This window comes from Pseudomonas sp. NPDC087185 (assembly GCF_044744955.1).
Lineage (GTDB): Bacteria > Pseudomonadota > Gammaproteobacteria > Pseudomonadales > Pseudomonadaceae > Aquipseudomonas.
Genome location: NZ_JBIUZK010000001.1, coordinates 852,035 through 865,548, shown reverse-complemented (window position 1 = coordinate 865,548; position 13,514 = coordinate 852,035). Strand labels below are relative to the sequence as shown.

Annotated in this window: 16 protein-coding genes and 1 tRNA gene; 14 read left to right on the top strand and 3 right to left on the bottom strand. The window is 61.7% G+C overall.

Annotation, left to right across the window (positions count from 1 at the left end; genetic code table 11):
• Positions 1-186 precede the first annotated feature (186 nt).
• Positions 187-834, bottom strand: a complete 648-nt coding sequence (locus tag ACIPIJ_RS04195) for a trypsin-like peptidase domain-containing protein (protein WP_401073445.1) — start codon at positions 832-834, stop codon at positions 187-189.
• A 211-nt stretch (positions 835-1,045) separates the two neighbouring features.
• Here ACIPIJ_RS04195 and ACIPIJ_RS04190 point away from each other — a divergent pair, with 211 nt between their 5' ends.
• Positions 1,046-1,261, top strand: a complete 216-nt coding sequence (locus ACIPIJ_RS04190; RefSeq protein ID WP_401072933.1) for a hypothetical protein — start codon at positions 1,046-1,048, stop codon at positions 1,259-1,261.
• A 145-nt stretch (positions 1,262-1,406) separates the two neighbouring features.
• Here the strand turns inward: ACIPIJ_RS04190 and ACIPIJ_RS04185 are convergent.
• Positions 1,407-1,491 (bottom strand) — tRNA-Leu (locus ACIPIJ_RS04185).
• A gap of 108 nt (positions 1,492-1,599) precedes the next feature.
• On the opposite strand from ACIPIJ_RS04185, the gene queA reads away from it, so the two are divergent.
• From queA to ACIPIJ_RS04155, 6 genes are all read left to right on the top strand, one after another.
• Positions 1,600-2,649: a tRNA preQ1(34) S-adenosylmethionine ribosyltransferase-isomerase QueA gene (gene queA / locus ACIPIJ_RS04180; RefSeq protein ID WP_401072931.1), complete on the top strand. Its 1,050-nt coding sequence runs from the start codon at positions 1,600-1,602 to the stop codon at positions 2,647-2,649.
• 14 nt (positions 2,650-2,663) lie between these two features.
• On the top strand, positions 2,664-3,779 hold the full coding sequence (gene tgt / locus ACIPIJ_RS04175; protein WP_401073443.1) for a tRNA guanosine(34) transglycosylase Tgt: 1,116 nt from the start codon (positions 2,664-2,666) through the stop codon (positions 3,777-3,779).
• A gap of 45 nt (positions 3,780-3,824) precedes the next feature.
• Positions 3,825-4,160, top strand: a complete 336-nt coding sequence (gene yajC, locus ACIPIJ_RS04170) for a preprotein translocase subunit YajC (protein WP_056795769.1) — start codon at positions 3,825-3,827, stop codon at positions 4,158-4,160.
• Positions 4,161-4,223: 63 nt separating this feature from the next.
• On the top strand, positions 4,224-6,086 hold the full coding sequence (secD, locus tag ACIPIJ_RS04165; protein WP_401072929.1) for a protein translocase subunit SecD: 1,863 nt from the start codon (positions 4,224-4,226) through the stop codon (positions 6,084-6,086).
• A gap of 10 nt (positions 6,087-6,096) precedes the next feature.
• A complete protein-coding gene (gene secF / locus ACIPIJ_RS04160; protein WP_401072927.1) occupies positions 6,097-7,005 on the top strand; it encodes a protein translocase subunit SecF in 909 nt (302 codons plus the stop codon).
• A 120-nt stretch (positions 7,006-7,125) separates the two neighbouring features.
• Positions 7,126-7,668 carry a glycine zipper 2TM domain-containing protein gene (locus ACIPIJ_RS04155; RefSeq protein WP_401072925.1) on the top strand — a complete coding sequence of 181 codons (543 nt, stop codon included), beginning with the start codon at positions 7,126-7,128 and terminating at the stop codon, positions 7,666-7,668.
• A gap of 63 nt (positions 7,669-7,731) precedes the next feature.
• Here the strand turns inward: ACIPIJ_RS04155 and suhB are convergent, their stop codons facing one another.
• A complete protein-coding gene (suhB, locus tag ACIPIJ_RS04150; RefSeq protein ID WP_401072923.1) occupies positions 7,732-8,550 on the bottom strand; it encodes an inositol-phosphate phosphatase in 819 nt (272 codons plus the stop codon).
• Between the two features lie 151 nt (positions 8,551-8,701).
• Between suhB and trmJ the strand changes: the two genes are divergently transcribed.
• From trmJ to hscB, 7 genes are all read left to right on the top strand, one after another.
• The gene (trmJ, locus tag ACIPIJ_RS04145; protein ID WP_401072921.1) at positions 8,702-9,457 is read left to right on the top strand and encodes a tRNA (cytosine(32)/uridine(32)-2'-O)-methyltransferase TrmJ; all 756 of its coding nucleotides are present in this window, start codon (positions 8,702-8,704) and stop codon (positions 9,455-9,457) included.
• A gap of 3 nt (positions 9,458-9,460) precedes the next feature.
• On the top strand, positions 9,461-10,246 hold the full coding sequence (gene cysE / locus ACIPIJ_RS04140; protein WP_401072919.1) for a serine O-acetyltransferase: 786 nt from the start codon (positions 9,461-9,463) through the stop codon (positions 10,244-10,246).
• Positions 10,247-10,426: 180 nt separating this feature from the next.
• A complete protein-coding gene (gene iscR, locus ACIPIJ_RS04135; protein ID WP_042111731.1) occupies positions 10,427-10,918 on the top strand; it encodes a Fe-S cluster assembly transcriptional regulator IscR in 492 nt (163 codons plus the stop codon).
• A 52-nt stretch (positions 10,919-10,970) separates the two neighbouring features.
• Complete coding sequence (locus tag ACIPIJ_RS04130; RefSeq protein WP_401072917.1) at positions 10,971-12,185, top strand: IscS subfamily cysteine desulfurase; 1,215 nt, start codon at positions 10,971-10,973, stop codon at positions 12,183-12,185.
• Between the two features lie 46 nt (positions 12,186-12,231).
• Complete coding sequence (gene iscU / locus ACIPIJ_RS04125; protein ID WP_007929523.1) at positions 12,232-12,618, top strand: Fe-S cluster assembly scaffold IscU; 387 nt, start codon at positions 12,232-12,234, stop codon at positions 12,616-12,618.
• Between the two features lie 28 nt (positions 12,619-12,646).
• Complete coding sequence (iscA, locus tag ACIPIJ_RS04120) at positions 12,647-12,970, top strand: iron-sulfur cluster assembly protein IscA (RefSeq protein WP_119145642.1); 324 nt, start codon at positions 12,647-12,649, stop codon at positions 12,968-12,970.
• A gap of 8 nt (positions 12,971-12,978) precedes the next feature.
• On the top strand, positions 12,979-13,491 hold the full coding sequence (hscB, locus tag ACIPIJ_RS04115) for a co-chaperone HscB (RefSeq protein ID WP_401072915.1): 513 nt from the start codon (positions 12,979-12,981) through the stop codon (positions 13,489-13,491).
• Positions 13,492-13,514: the final 23 nt, after the last annotated feature.

Here is a 13,514-nt window from a genome sequence, read left to right as displayed (position 1 = left end):
AATGGGTGGGCATGAAGGATCGGACGCTGAGGCACTGGCAAGGTTCTGTGCTGTTCGTCGTAGGGTGTAACTGGAAGTGTGTGGTCAGCTCAATGCTACTGAGGCTCTTCGCGTGCGTCACCGCGAAGAGCCCTAAGACAACATCCTATGCCAGGAGCAGTAGTGCACCTCCTGGCATATCCGGATTCAAGGCTTGGCAGCGACCGCCACATAGCCCTTGATCGCGGCAGGCACGGCATTGGGCCTGGTTTTGTGAGCCAGGTACTGGAAGCGGCGCCATTCCTTGTCGATTTCGCTGAAGGACATGAACACGCTGATTCGCTCCTTATCAGCCAGGTCGGGACGGTTGCGCGCATCGATCCCGTCCTTGGCGATAAACGCGACATTGATCCCGACCACCTTGCCATCATCAGCGAACACCGGCCCGCCGGACATGCCTTTGATCATCGGGCCGTCGTGCACCGAGTAGAAAACGCTACCCGGCGTGCCCTCCAGGCGTACCAGCGAGTCCAGGGTATGGCCCTTGCCCTGCACCGGCATCATCAGGCTGTTGAAACCGACCGCAGTCACCGACTCGCCCGGCACATACTGGCGCCAGAGCGGTACCTGCGTGGCCTTGTGCTTGAAGAACACCACATCACCGAGGCCCTCATGGACCACATTGCGCAGGAACGGGGTGTGTTTGGCGGTTACTGCGTAGTCTTCGTTCCACTGAATGGCAGTGGCCATCAGCAGCATTGGCAACGGCGCGCCTGAGGTGACTACGAAAGCCTGGTCGTAGACCGGGTTTGAAACGTATGACGTTGGCATTCCATTGCACCCACTCAGCAGCATCATAGCCGCCAGACAGGGCACAGTCGTTTTCATGATTTGCACATGGGTTTAAAAATGGGAGCGCCACTATGGCTAAGTGCCATTATCGTGGCAATACTTTCTGCATATACCTGACGAATGACATCTTAGGTAGGGGTAGGGATGATGGCCAATAGATTCCAGGCATGGCTGTAGGGCCCGTGGTCGTTGGGATGGCGTCAAAGTTGGCGGAGTGGGACGTGCTTGCAATGATGCCCTGGCGATGATGGGCGTTTACGAGCAGCGTGACATGGCAATGGCAGCGGATCTGTTTGCCTGGATCTATCGCAGGTCAATCAGCAAGTATGGCGTGATGCGCGAAGCAATGGGGGTCGGCCCCTGTTCGCCTGCGGTCCCCGGCACCTTCTGGGGCGACGGCAACATGCTCGATGCCCCGGGTTCGGACTGACCTTGAGGCAGGTAACGGATTGGATCAACGCGGGGCGCACCTTGTGATGCGTCGGGGGTGGCTATTCTGGCCCCCGTCGCATCGCGGCCTATAGCCAAACGCCGGCCAAAAAAAAACCGACCATAAGGTCGGTTTTTCCGGATTTTGGTGCCCCGAGGGAGACTCGAACTCCCACTCCTTTCGAAAACGGATTTTGAATCCGCCGCGTCTACCAATTCCGCCATCAGGGCGTGTGGCGCGCAGTATAGAGAGGTGCTTCAGGTCGGTCAATCGGCTTTCATGGTCAATTTTCACGCATTGGGCTAAACTTCCCGGCCCTGTCGAACCCGAACATCATCATGCGCGTCGCCGATTTTTCCTTCGAACTCCCCGATTCCCTGATCGCCCGCCACCCTCTGGCCGAGCGCCATGGCAGCCGTCTGCTGGTCCTCGATGGGCCGAGCGGGGCGCTGGCGCACAAGCGGTTTACCGACTTGCTCGACTACCTGCGCCCCGGCGACCTGATGGTGTTCAACAACACCCGGGTGATCCCGGCGCGGCTGTTTGGCCAGAAAGCCTCCGGCGGCAAGCTCGAAGTGCTGGTCGAGCGCGTACTCGACAGCCACCGCGTGCTGGCCCATGTGCGTGCCAGCAAGGCGCCCAAGGAAGGCGCGGTGATCCTCATCGACGGTGGTGGGGAGGCCGAAATGGTCGCGCGCCACGAAACGCTGTTCGAGCTGCGCTTCACCGAAGAGGTGCTGCCACTGCTTGAACGCGTCGGCCATATGCCGCTGCCACCCTACATCGACCGCCCCGACGAGGGCGCCGACCGGGAGCGCTACCAGACCGTGTACGCCGAGCGCGCCGGTGCCGTGGCCGCGCCGACTGCGGGCCTGCACTTCGATGAAGCGTTGCTGGCGCAGATCGCGGCCAAGGGCGTCGAACGCGCCTTCGTCACCCTGCACGTGGGTGCGGGTACCTTCCAGCCGGTGCGCGTCGACAAGATCGAAGACCACCACATGCATAAAGAGTGGCTCGAAGTGAGCCAGGATGTGGTCGATGCCATCGAGGCCTGCCGGGCCCGTGGTGGCCGCGTAGTCGCGGTCGGCACCACCAGCGTGCGCTCGCTGGAGAGCGCGGCGCGTGATGGCGTGCTCAAGGCCTTCAGCGGCGACACCGATATCTTCATCTACCCGGGCCGGCCGTTCCACGTGGTCGATGCCCTGGTCACCAACTTCCACCTGCCGGAGTCCACGCTGCTGATGCTGGTCTCGGCATTCGCCGGTTACCCGCAGACCATGGCTGCCTACGCGGCGGCGGTCGAGAACGGTTACCGCTTCTTCAGTTACGGTGATGCCATGTTCATCACCCGCAATCCGGCGCCACGCGGCCCAGAGGATCAAGCATGAGTCGCACCTGTCGAATGTCCTTCGAACTGCTGGCCACTGACGGCAAAGCCCGTCGTGGCCGCCTGACCTTCCCCCGTGGCACGGTCGAAACCCCGGCGTTCATGCCGGTGGGCACCTATGGCACGGTCAAGGGCATGCTGCCGCGTGACATCGAAGCCACCGGCGCCGAGATCATCCTCGGCAACACCTTCCACCTGTGGCTGCGCCCCGGCACGGAAGTGGTCAAGAAGCACAACGGTCTGCACGATTTCATGCAGTGGAAAGGCCCGATCCTCACCGATTCTGGTGGTTTCCAGGTGTTCAGCCTGGGCGCCATGCGCAAAATCAAGGAGGAAGGCGTGACCTTCGCCTCGCCGGTCGACGGCTCCAAGGTGTTCATGGGGCCTGAAGAGTCCATGCAGGTGCAGCGCGACCTGGGTTCGGACATCGTCATGATCTTCGACGAATGCACCCCGTACCCGGCCGAGCACGACGTGGCGCGCACCTCCATGGAACTGTCCCTGCGCTGGGCCCAGCGCTCGAAGAACGCCCACGGCGACAACACCGCGGCGTTGTTCGGTATCGTTCAGGGTGGCATGTACGAAGACCTGCGCATGCGCTCGCTGGAAGCGCTGGTCAACATCGACTTCGACGGCCTGGCCATCGGCGGCCTGTCGGTGGGCGAGCCCAAGCACGAAATGATCAAGGTGCTGAACTACCTGCCGGCACAAATGCCTGCTGACAAACCTCGTTACCTTATGGGGGTAGGCAAACCGGAAGATCTCGTTGAGGGTGTGCGCCGCGGCGTCGACATGTTCGACTGCGTGATGCCGACGCGTAACGCACGCAACGGCCATCTGTTCGTCGATACAGGGGTGATCAAGATCCGCAACGCGTTCCATCGCCACGATGATTCGCCGCTGGATCCGACCTGTGATTGCTACACCTGCAGCAACTTCTCCCGCGCTTATCTGCATCACTTGGACAAATGCGGCGAAATGCTGAGCAGCATGCTGAATACCATCCACAACTTGCGCCATTACCAGCGCTTGATGGCCGGTTTACGCGAGGCTATTCAACAGGGTAAATTGGCCGCCTTTGTCGACGCCTTCTATGCCAAGCGCGGGCTGCCTGTGCCGCCTTTGGACTGACTGTTCGCAGCAAACTAATTAAAACTTAAGCAACTGGAGTGCCCAATGAGCTTCTTGATCCCCGCCGCCTATGCGGACGCTGCAGCACCCGCCGCTGGCCCAGCTGGCACCGGCTTCGAGTGGATTTTCCTGGTCGGTTTCCTGGTCATCTTCTACCTGATGATCTGGCGCCCGCAGGCCAAACGCGCCAAAGAGCAGAAGAACCTGCTGGGCAACTTGCAGAAAGGTGACGAAGTTGTCACCAACGGCGGCATCGCTGGCAAGATCGTCAAGGTTTCCGACGATTTCGTGGTCCTGGAAGTGTCCGACACCGTCGAGCTGAAGTTCCAGAAGGGCGCCATTGCCGCGACCCTGCCAAAAGGTACGCTCAAGGCTATCTGAGTTACCGGTTTTTTTTTCCAGTCGGGGCGCGCAACGCGCCCCGCGTCTTGAACGGGCGGCGTGATGCTGAACAAATACCCTCTGTGGAAATACGCACTGATCGTGTTGGTACTGGCGATCGGTTTTATTTATTCCGCTCCCAACCTCTACCCGGATGATCCGGCGGTGCAGATCAGCGGTGCCAGCTCGGCGCTGCAGGTAAACCAGGCCGACCTCGACCGCGTCAGCAAGGCGCTGACCGAAGCCGGTATCACCGTCAAGGGCGCGAGCCTGGGTGAGAAGGGCAGCGGGCTGGTGCGCCTGACCAACCAGGAAGACCAACTGCCAGCCAAGGATGTAGTGCGCAAGGCACTGGGCGATGATTACGTCGTGGCCCTGAACCTGGCCCAGACCACTCCGCAATGGCTGCGTAACCTGGGCGCAAGCCCGATGAAGCTGGGCCTGGACCTGTCCGGTGGTGTGCACTTCCTGCTGGAAGTGGACATGGACAAGGCCATGAGCGCCCGCATGAAAGTCTACGAAGGCGAGGTCAAGACCTTGCTGCGTAAAGAGCGCGTCCGCTACCGCAGCCTGCCTCAGCAGGATGGCGGCATCATGCTGGGCTTCGCTGACGATGCTACCCGCGAACAGGCACGTGCCCTGATCCGCAAGAATTTCAGTGATTTCGACCTGACCACCACCGAGCGCAACGAGCTCGCCGTGCTGCGTCTGGCGCTGACTCAGGCGAAAGTCGCCGAGATCCGCGAATACTCGATCAAGCAGAACCTCACCACCGTCCGCAACCGTGTCAACGAGCTGGGCGTGGCCGAGCCGCTGGTGCAGCGCCAGGGCGCCAACCGCATCGTGGTCGAGCTGCCAGGCGTGCAGGACACTGCCGAAGCCAAGCGTATCCTCGGCAAGACCGCCAACCTGGAGTTCCGCTTCGGTGCCGAGCCGGGCGCGTCCAAGGCCACTACCGAGGTCTTCGAGTTCCGTGAGGGCGGCCGTTCCGCCCCGGTCGAGCGCGGCCTGATCATCACCGGTGACCAGGTCACCGACGCCCAGGCCAGCTTCGACGAGCACGGTCGCCCGCAGGTGAACATTCGCCTGGATGGCCACGGTGGCGAGCTGATGAGCCGCGCTACCCGCAGCAACGTCGGCCGCAGCATGGCGGTGATCTTCATCGAGCAGAAGCCGGTCACCCGCTACGTCAAGCAGACCGTCGACGGCGTCGAGAAGGAAGTGCCGGTACAGAGCTTCCAGGAAGAGAAGAAGATCATCAGCCTGGCGACCATCCAGTCGCCGCTGGGCAGCCAGTTCCGCATCACCGGCCTCAACGGCCAGGGCGAATCGTCCGAACTGGCCCTGCTGCTGCGTGCCGGTGGCCTGGCCGCGCCGATGTACTTCGCTGAAGAACGTACCATCGGCCCAAGCCTGGGCGCCGACAACATCACCAAGGGTATCGATGCATCGCTGTGGGGCATGCTGTTCGTCTCGCTGTTCATCATCGCCATCTACCGCGGCTTCGGCGTAATCGCCACCATCGCCCTGACCGGCAACATGATCCTGCTGCTGGCCTTGATGTCGCTGCTCGGCGCCACCCTGACCCTGCCGGGTATTGCCGGTATCGTGCTGACCATGGGTATGGCGGTCGACGCCAACGTGCTGATCTTCTCGCGGATCCGCGAGGAGCTGAAAAACGGCATGTCGGTGCAGCGCGCCATCCATGAAGGCTTCAGCCGTGCCTACACCGCGATCATCGACGCCAACCTGACCAGCCTGCTGGTCGGCGGTATCCTGTTCGCCATGGGTACCGGCCCGGTCAAGGGCTTCGCGGTTACCATGTCCCTCGGGATTTTCACCTCGATGTTCACCGCCGTCATGGTGACCCGTGCAATGGTCAACCTGACCTGCGGCGGGCGTGACATCAAGAAGCTGTGGGTTTGAGGGAATAGCCATGAAAACCATCAACTTCATGGGCGTGCGCAACGTTGCGTTCGCCATCACTGTCCTGCTGACCGTTCTGGCGTTGTTCAGCTGGTGGCAGAAGGGCCTGAACTTTGGCCTGGACTTCACCGGCGGTACGCTGATCGAGCTGACCTACGAGCGTCCGGCTGATCTCAAGGCGGTACGCGCTGAGCTGGTCGAGTCGGGCTTCCACGAAGCCGTCGTGCAGAGCTTCGGTGCGACCACCGACCTGCTGGTGCGCATGCCAGGCGACGACCCGCAGCTGGGTAGCAAGGTCGCTGCGGCCCTGCAACAGGCTGGCGGTGACAACCCGGCCACCCTCAAGCGCGTCGAATTCGTCGGCCCGCAGGTGGGTGAGGAGCTGCGTGATCAGGGTGGCCTGGGCATGCTCCTGGCACTGGGCGGCGTGTTGCTTTACCTGGCCTTCCGCTTCCAGTGGAAATTCGCCGTGGGTGCGATCGTTTCGCTGGTCCACGACGTGGTCGTGACCGTGGGTATCCTGTCGTTCTTCCAGATCACGTTCGACCTGACGGTGCTGGCAGCGGTGCTGGCAATCATCGGTTACTCGCTCAACGACACCATCGTCGTGTTCGACCGGGTGCGTGAGAACTTCCGCGTCATGCGCAAGGCGTCGCTGATCGAGAACATCAACGTCTCGACCACCCAGACCCTGCTGCGCACCATCGCCACTTCGGTGTCAACCCTGCTTGCGATCGCGGCGCTGCTGATCTTTGGTGGCGACAACCTGTTCGGCTTCTCGCTGGCGCTGTTCATCGGCGTCATGGCGGGTACCTACTCGTCGATCTACATCGCCAACGTGGTGCTGATCTGGCTGAACCTGAGCAGCGAAGACCTGATCCCACCGGTCAAGGCTGAGGGTGTGGACGAACGGCCGTAAGGCATAACCCTGCGCCGTTCGGCGACACGAAGCCGCGAGTGTTGAACTCGCGGCTTTTTTTTTGCTCCAAGGCTGGGAGAAGCGCGGGTTGATACCCGCCGGTACGATCAGGAGGTTCACGTGAATAAATCAATGCTGGTGGGTGCGGTTCTGGGTGCTGTCGGTGTAACTGCCGGAGGTGCTGTGGCGACCTACAGCTTGGTGAACAAAGGCCCTGAAGTCGCCCAGGTGACTGACGTGCAGCCGATCAAGCAGCAGGTTAAAACCCCGCGTGAAGTCTGCAAGGACGTGACCGTGACGCGTCAGGCGCCGGTCAAGGACCAGCACCAGATCGCCGGTACCGTGGTCGGTGCCTTGGCGGGTGGCTTGTTGGGTAACCAGATCGGCGGCGGCACTGGCAAGAAGATTGCCACCGTGGCCGGTGCGGTCGGCGGTGGTTATGCCGGTAACAAGGTGCAAGAGGGCATGCAGGAGCGTGACACCTATACCACCACGCAAACCCGCTGCAATACGGTCAATGACCTCAGCGAGAAGGTCGTTGGCTATAACGTCACCTATACCATCGGTGATCAGGTGGGCAAGGTGAAGATGGACCGCGAGCCAGGCTCGACCATTCCGTTGGACAAGAATGGCAAGCTGATCCTTAGCGAAGCTGGCCAGTGATCTGAATACGGCAGCCACAAAAAAAGCACCCGCGGGTGCTTTTTTTGTGGCTGCAATCGGCGCTTAGCGCTTCATGCTTTCTGGCAGGTGTGGCTGGATTGCAGTCAACACGGCCTTGAAGCACTTGATGTTGCCGGCAACGATGTGGCCTTTGTCGAGGAAGTCGTGGCCACCGTTGAAGTCGCTCACCAGGCCACCTGCTTCCTGGATCAACAGCACGCCGGCTGCCATGTCCCACTCGGACAGGCCCGACTCCCAGAAGGCATCGAAACGGCCAGCGGCCACGTAGGCCAGGTCCAGGCTGGCGGAGCCGGCACGGCGGATGCCGGCGGTCTGGCCAGTCAGGGCGCGGAACATGCCCAGGTAGTTGTCCAGGTCGGCCATCTGGCTATCGCGGAACGGGAAGCCGGTCCCCAGCAGGGCGCCATCCAGGCTGGTGCGCGAACTGACGCGCAGGCGGCGGCCATTGAGCTGGGCGCCACGGCCACGGCTGGCGGTGAATTCTTCCTGGCGAACCGGGTCGAGCACGACGGCGTGCTCAAGGCGGCCGCGGTATTTGCAGGCGATGCTGACGGCGAAGTGCGGGATGCCGCGCAGGAAGTTGGTGGTGCCGTCCAGCGGATCGATGATCCACAGGTAGTCCTTGCCTTCTTCGCCGCTGCCCGCGTGCATGCCCGTCTCTTCACCCTGGATGGAGTGGTTCGGGTAGGCCTTGCGCAGTGCGTCGACGATCTTCTGCTCGGCGGCGCGATCAACCTCGGAAACGTAGTCCTTAGCCTCTTTCTCGTCCACCTTGATGCTATCCAGGCGTTCGATGGAGCGGAAAATCAGTTCACTGGCGCTGCGAGCGGCGCGCAGGGCGATATTCAGCATAGGCTGCATGGGCGGGTCACCTGGAGATGTTAAAGAAGAAAGCCGAACATTCTAGCAGAAAAGTTTGGCGGAAGAAGTGTCACATTTGCTTTCATAGCGTTACGCTGGTCGGTTCTGTAAGATCGAAACCTCTAAAACCCGCATCTGTGAGCACAACACCTTGCTGCAAAATATTCGTGTTGTTCTGGTCAATACCAGCCACCCCGGCAACATCGGCGGCGCTGCGCGTGCCATGAAAAACATGGGCTTGTCGCGTCTGGTGCTGGTGCAGCCAAAAGAATTTCCGGCTGCCGACGCCAGTGCGCGCGCCTCGGGTGCCGACGATGTGCTGGCCAATGCCCGGGTGGTCGACAGCCTTGAGCAGGCGCTGGTCGGCTGCAGCCTGGTCATGGGCACCAGCGCCCGTGAGCGCAGCATCCCCTGGCCGCTGATCGACCCCCGTGAGTGTGGGGCCAAGGCCGTGGAGCACGCCCTGGGCGGTGATGAAATCGCCCTGGTATTCGGGCGCGAGCACGCTGGCCTGACCAACGACGAACTGCAGCGATGTCACTTCCACGTGCACATTCCCTCGAACCCCGACTTCAGTTCGCTGAACTTGGCTGCCGCCGTCCAGGTGCTCTCCTACGAGGTGCGCATGGCCTGGCTGGCAGCGGAAGGTTCGGCGCTGCAAGCCGAGAAGGTCGACGCCAGCGAGCTGGCGACCATGGACGAAATGGAGCGGTTCTATGACCACCTGGAAAAAACCCTGGTGGACATCGGCTTCCTTGACCCCGAAAAACCCAAACACCTGATGGCGCGCCTGCGCCGGTTGTATGGGCGAAGCTCGGTCGAGCGTCCGGAAATGAGCATTTTGCGCGGCATCCTCACCGAGACCCAGAAGGTCGCCCGGGGCGAGCCGCATAAAAGGAAGGACTGACAGATGTTCGAGCGTCTGCGTGAAGATATCCAGAGCGTTTTCCATCGTGACCCGGCGGCGCGCAATGCCTTCGAGGTGCTGACCTGCTACCCGGGCATGCACGCCATCTGGCTGCACCGCCTGGGCAATGCCCTGTGGAGGCGCGATTTCAAGTGGCTGGCCCGCCTGGTGTCGAACTTCGGTCGCTGGATGACCGGGATCGAGATCCACCCTGGTGCAACCATCGGCCGGCGCTTCTTCATCGACCACGGTATGGGCATCGTCATCGGTGAAACCGCCGAAATCGGCGACGACGTCACGCTTTACCAAGGTGTGACCCTCGGCGGCACCAGCTGGAACAAAGGCAAGCGCCACCCGACCCTGGAAAACGGTGTGGTGGTAGGGGCGGGGGCCAAGGTGCTCGGCCCGTTCACCGTCGGTGCCGGCGCCAAGATCGGCTCCAATGCGGTGGTCACCAAGGCGGTGCCGGCAGGCGCCACAGCGGTCGGCATCCCGGGGCGGATCATCGTCAAGAGCGAAGACAGCGAGCTCGAAGCCAGGCGCAAGGCGATGGCTGAGAAGATCGGCTTTGATGCCTACGGCGTCAGTGGCGACATGCCGGACCCGGTGGCGCGCGCCATCGGCCAGATGCTTGACCATCTGCAGGCGGTCGACGAGCGCCTGGAAGGTATGTGCGGGGCGCTGACCAAGATGGGCAGCGACTACTGTGCCAAGGAGCTGCCGGCCCTGCCGGAGGATGACTTCAGCGAAGTCGCCCAGGCGCAGCAGCGCGACACTCAGTCGCATTGATTGCGGCGCGGTGAAGTCATACTGACATATGGGGCGTGTGCTCACGCCCCTATGCTGCTACAATCGCGCCCGCCTCCCAGATGCCAAACCCGACTAAAGCAGTAGGTCTAATAGTTGACTTAAATGCTCGGGAATCGCATACTCGCACATATTCTGTAACTCCCGTGGTACCCATTAGCCATGCGACTGACTACCAAAGGCCGATACGCTGTGACAGCCATGCTTGACCTGGCGTTGCACGCGCAGCATGGGCCGGTGTCTTTGGCCGACATTTCCGAGCGCCAGGGCATTTCCCTCTCTTATCTGGAACAGCTGTTCGCCAAGCTGCGCCGCAGCAGCCTGGTTTCCAGTGTGCGCGGTCCGGGTGGTGGCTACCAGCTGTCGCGCGGCATGGAAACCATCCAGGTAGCCCAGGTCATCGATGCGGTCAACGAATCGGTCGATGCCACTCGCTGCCAGGGCCTTGGGGATTGCCATGCCGGTGATACCTGCCTGACCCACCACCTGTGGTGCGACCTCAGCCAGCAGATCCACGAATTCCTCAGCGGCATCAGCCTGGCCGACCTCGTCATGCGCCGTGAGGTGCAGGAAGTCGCCCAGCGCCAGGACCTGCGTCGTGTCGCAGGCCGTTCTGCCCAGCTGGACAAGATTGAGACGTCCGCCGTCGACTGACCTTAATTAACAGTGACGACGAGCGACGCCACCGCCTGATAGGAGATACTCAATGAAGTTGCCGATCTACCTCGATTACTCCGCGACCACGCCGGTCGATCCCCGTGTTGCCCAGAAGATGGCCGACTGCCTGCTGGTCGACGGTAACTTCGGTAACCCGGCCTCGCGCTCCCACGTGTTCGGCTGGAAAGCCGAAGAAGCGGTCGAGAATGGCCGTCGCCAGGTGGCCGAGCTGATCAACGCCGACCCGCGCGAGATCGTCTGGACCAGCGGTGCCACCGAGTCCGACAACCTCGCCCTGAAAGGCGTGGCGCACTTCTATCAGACCAAGGGCAAGCACATCATCACCTCCAAGATCGAGCATAAGGCGGTCCTGGACACCGCTCGCCAGCTCGAGCGTGAAGGTTTCGAAGTCACCTACCTCGAGCCAGGTGCGGACGGCATCGTCACCCCGGCCCAGGTCGAAGCCGTGCTGCGCGACGACACCATTCTGGTCTCGCTGATGCACGTCAACAACGAAGTCGGTTCGATCAACGACATCGCCGCCATCGGTGAACTGACCCGTTCGCGCGGCGTACTCTTCCACGTCGACGCCGCCCAGTCGGCCGGCAAGGTCGACATCGACCTGCAAAAGCTCAAAGTCGACCTGATGTCGTTCTCGGCGCACAAGGTCTACGGCCCGAAAGGTATCGGCGCGCTGTACGTCGGCCGCAAGCCGCGTGTACGCCTGGAAGCGATCATCCACGGCGGTGGTCATGAGCGCGGCATGCGTTCGGGTACCCTGCCGACCCACCAGATCGTCGGCATGGGCGAAGCGTTCGCCATTGCCAAGCAGGAAATGGCCGCGGAAAACGTACGCATCAAGGCCCTGAGCGACCGCTTCTTCAAGCAGGTCTCGGACCTCGAAGAGCTGTACGTCAACGGCAGCAGCACTGCTCGCGTGCCGCACAACCTGAACCTGAGCTTCAACTACGTCGAAGGCGAGTCGCTGCTGATGTCGCTGAAAGACATCGCGGTATCGTCCGGTTCGGCCTGCACCTCCGCTTCGCTCGAGCCGTCGTACGTACTGCGCGCTCTGGGCCGTAACGACGAGCTGGCGCACAGCTCGATCCGCTTCTCCTTCGGCCGCTTCACCACTGAAGAAGAAGTCGACTACGCCGCGCAGAAAGTCTGCGAGGCGGTGAACAAACTGCGTGAATTGTCGCCGCTGTGGGACATGTACAAAGACGGCGTCGACATCTCCAAGATCGAGTGGGCCGCCCACTAAGCAGTCGCCGGCAAGAGCGGCTCCCTGATGAGGAAGGAATTGCACCATGGCATACAGTGAAAAGGTCATCGACCACTACGAAAACCCACGCAACGTCGGCAAGATGAATGCCGAGGACCCGGATGTCGGTACCGGCATGGTCGGCGCCCCTGCGTGCGGTGACGTGATGCGTCTGCAGATCAAGGTCAACGAGCAAGGCATCATCGAAGACGCCAAGTTCAAGACCTACGGCTGCGGTTCGGCCATCGCTTCCAGCTCCCTCGCCACCGAGTGGATGAAGGGCAAGACCCTGGACGAAGCCGAAACCATCAAGAACACCCAACTGGCGGAAGAACTGGCGTTGCCGCCGGTGAAGATCCACTGCTCGGTACTCGCCGAAGATGCCATCAAGGCAGCCGTTCGCGATTACAAGCAGAAAAAAGGCTTGATCTAAGTCGCCTGTTGCGAAGTAAGGAGTTCCGATGGCTATCAGCATGACAGAAGCCGCCGCCAACCACGTGCGGCGTTCCCTCGACGGGCGCGGCAAGGGCGAGGGCATCCGCCTGGCCGTGCGCACCACCGGCTGCTCGGGCCTGGCCTACGTGCTGGAGTTCGTCGACGAAGTGGCGGGCGAAGACCAAGTGTTCGAGAACCATGGCGTGAAGGTCATCATCGACCCGAAAAGCCTGGTCTACCTCGATGGCACCGAGCTCGACTTCGTCAAGGAAGGGTTGAACGAAGGTTTCAAGTTCAACAACCCCAACGTGCGCGGTGAATGTGGCTGCGGCGAAAGCTTCAATGTCTGAGGCTTGACGTGGGTACTCCTTGCCATTTCGCGCTATTTGACCTGCAGCCGGGTTTTCGCCTGGACCTCGACAAGCTGGCCGTTCGTTACCGCGAACTGGCCCGCGAGGTCCATCCCGACCGTTTCGCCGATGCCTCCGAGCGCGAGCAGCGTGTTGCCCTGGAAAACTCGGCGGCGTTGAACGACGCCTACCAGACCTTGCGCAGCCCGCCGCGGCGTGCCCGGTATCTGCTGGCCATCAGTGGCCACGAAGTGCCGCAGGAAATCACCGTGCATGACCCGGCGTTCCTGTTGCAGCAGATGGAGTTGCGCGAAGAGCTCGAAGAGCTAGCCGATCTCGACGCCGTCGCCGTATTCAAGAAGCGTCTGAAGGTTGCCCAGGACACGCTGAGCGAGGCATTCGCCGCCTGCTGGAACGATGCAGCCCAGCGTGAGCAGGCCGAACGCCTGATGCGCCGCATGCAGTTCCTCGACAAGCTCGCCCAAGAAGTGCGCCAACTGGAAGAGCGCCTCGACGATTAACCCGGCGTTGCCGTGACGACGCC

Excerpts from the sequence above, each read along its gene's own strand:
- ACIPIJ_RS04195 (WP_401073445.1), bottom strand. The coding sequence starts at position 834 with ATGCTGCTGAGTGGGTGCAATGGAATGCCAACGTCATACGTTTCAAAC.
- queA (WP_401072931.1), top strand. The coding sequence starts at position 1,600 with ATGCGCGTCGCCGATTTTTCCTTCGAACTCCCCGATTCCCTGATCGCC.
- tgt (WP_401073443.1), top strand. The coding sequence starts at position 2,664 with ATGTCCTTCGAACTGCTGGCCACTGACGGCAAAGCCCGTCGTGGCCGC.
- yajC (WP_056795769.1), top strand. The coding sequence starts at position 3,825 with ATGAGCTTCTTGATCCCCGCCGCCTATGCGGACGCTGCAGCACCCGCC.
- secD (WP_401072929.1), top strand. The coding sequence starts at position 4,224 with ATGCTGAACAAATACCCTCTGTGGAAATACGCACTGATCGTGTTGGTA.
- secF (WP_401072927.1), top strand. The coding sequence starts at position 6,097 with ATGAAAACCATCAACTTCATGGGCGTGCGCAACGTTGCGTTCGCCATC.
- suhB (WP_401072923.1), bottom strand. The coding sequence starts at position 8,550 with ATGCAGCCTATGCTGAATATCGCCCTGCGCGCCGCTCGCAGCGCCAGT.
- cysE (WP_401072919.1), top strand. The coding sequence starts at position 9,461 with ATGTTCGAGCGTCTGCGTGAAGATATCCAGAGCGTTTTCCATCGTGAC.
- iscR (WP_042111731.1), top strand. The coding sequence starts at position 10,427 with ATGCGACTGACTACCAAAGGCCGATACGCTGTGACAGCCATGCTTGAC.
- ACIPIJ_RS04130 (WP_401072917.1), top strand. The coding sequence starts at position 10,971 with ATGAAGTTGCCGATCTACCTCGATTACTCCGCGACCACGCCGGTCGAT.
- iscU (WP_007929523.1), top strand. The coding sequence starts at position 12,232 with ATGGCATACAGTGAAAAGGTCATCGACCACTACGAAAACCCACGCAAC.
- iscA (WP_119145642.1), top strand. The coding sequence starts at position 12,647 with ATGGCTATCAGCATGACAGAAGCCGCCGCCAACCACGTGCGGCGTTCC.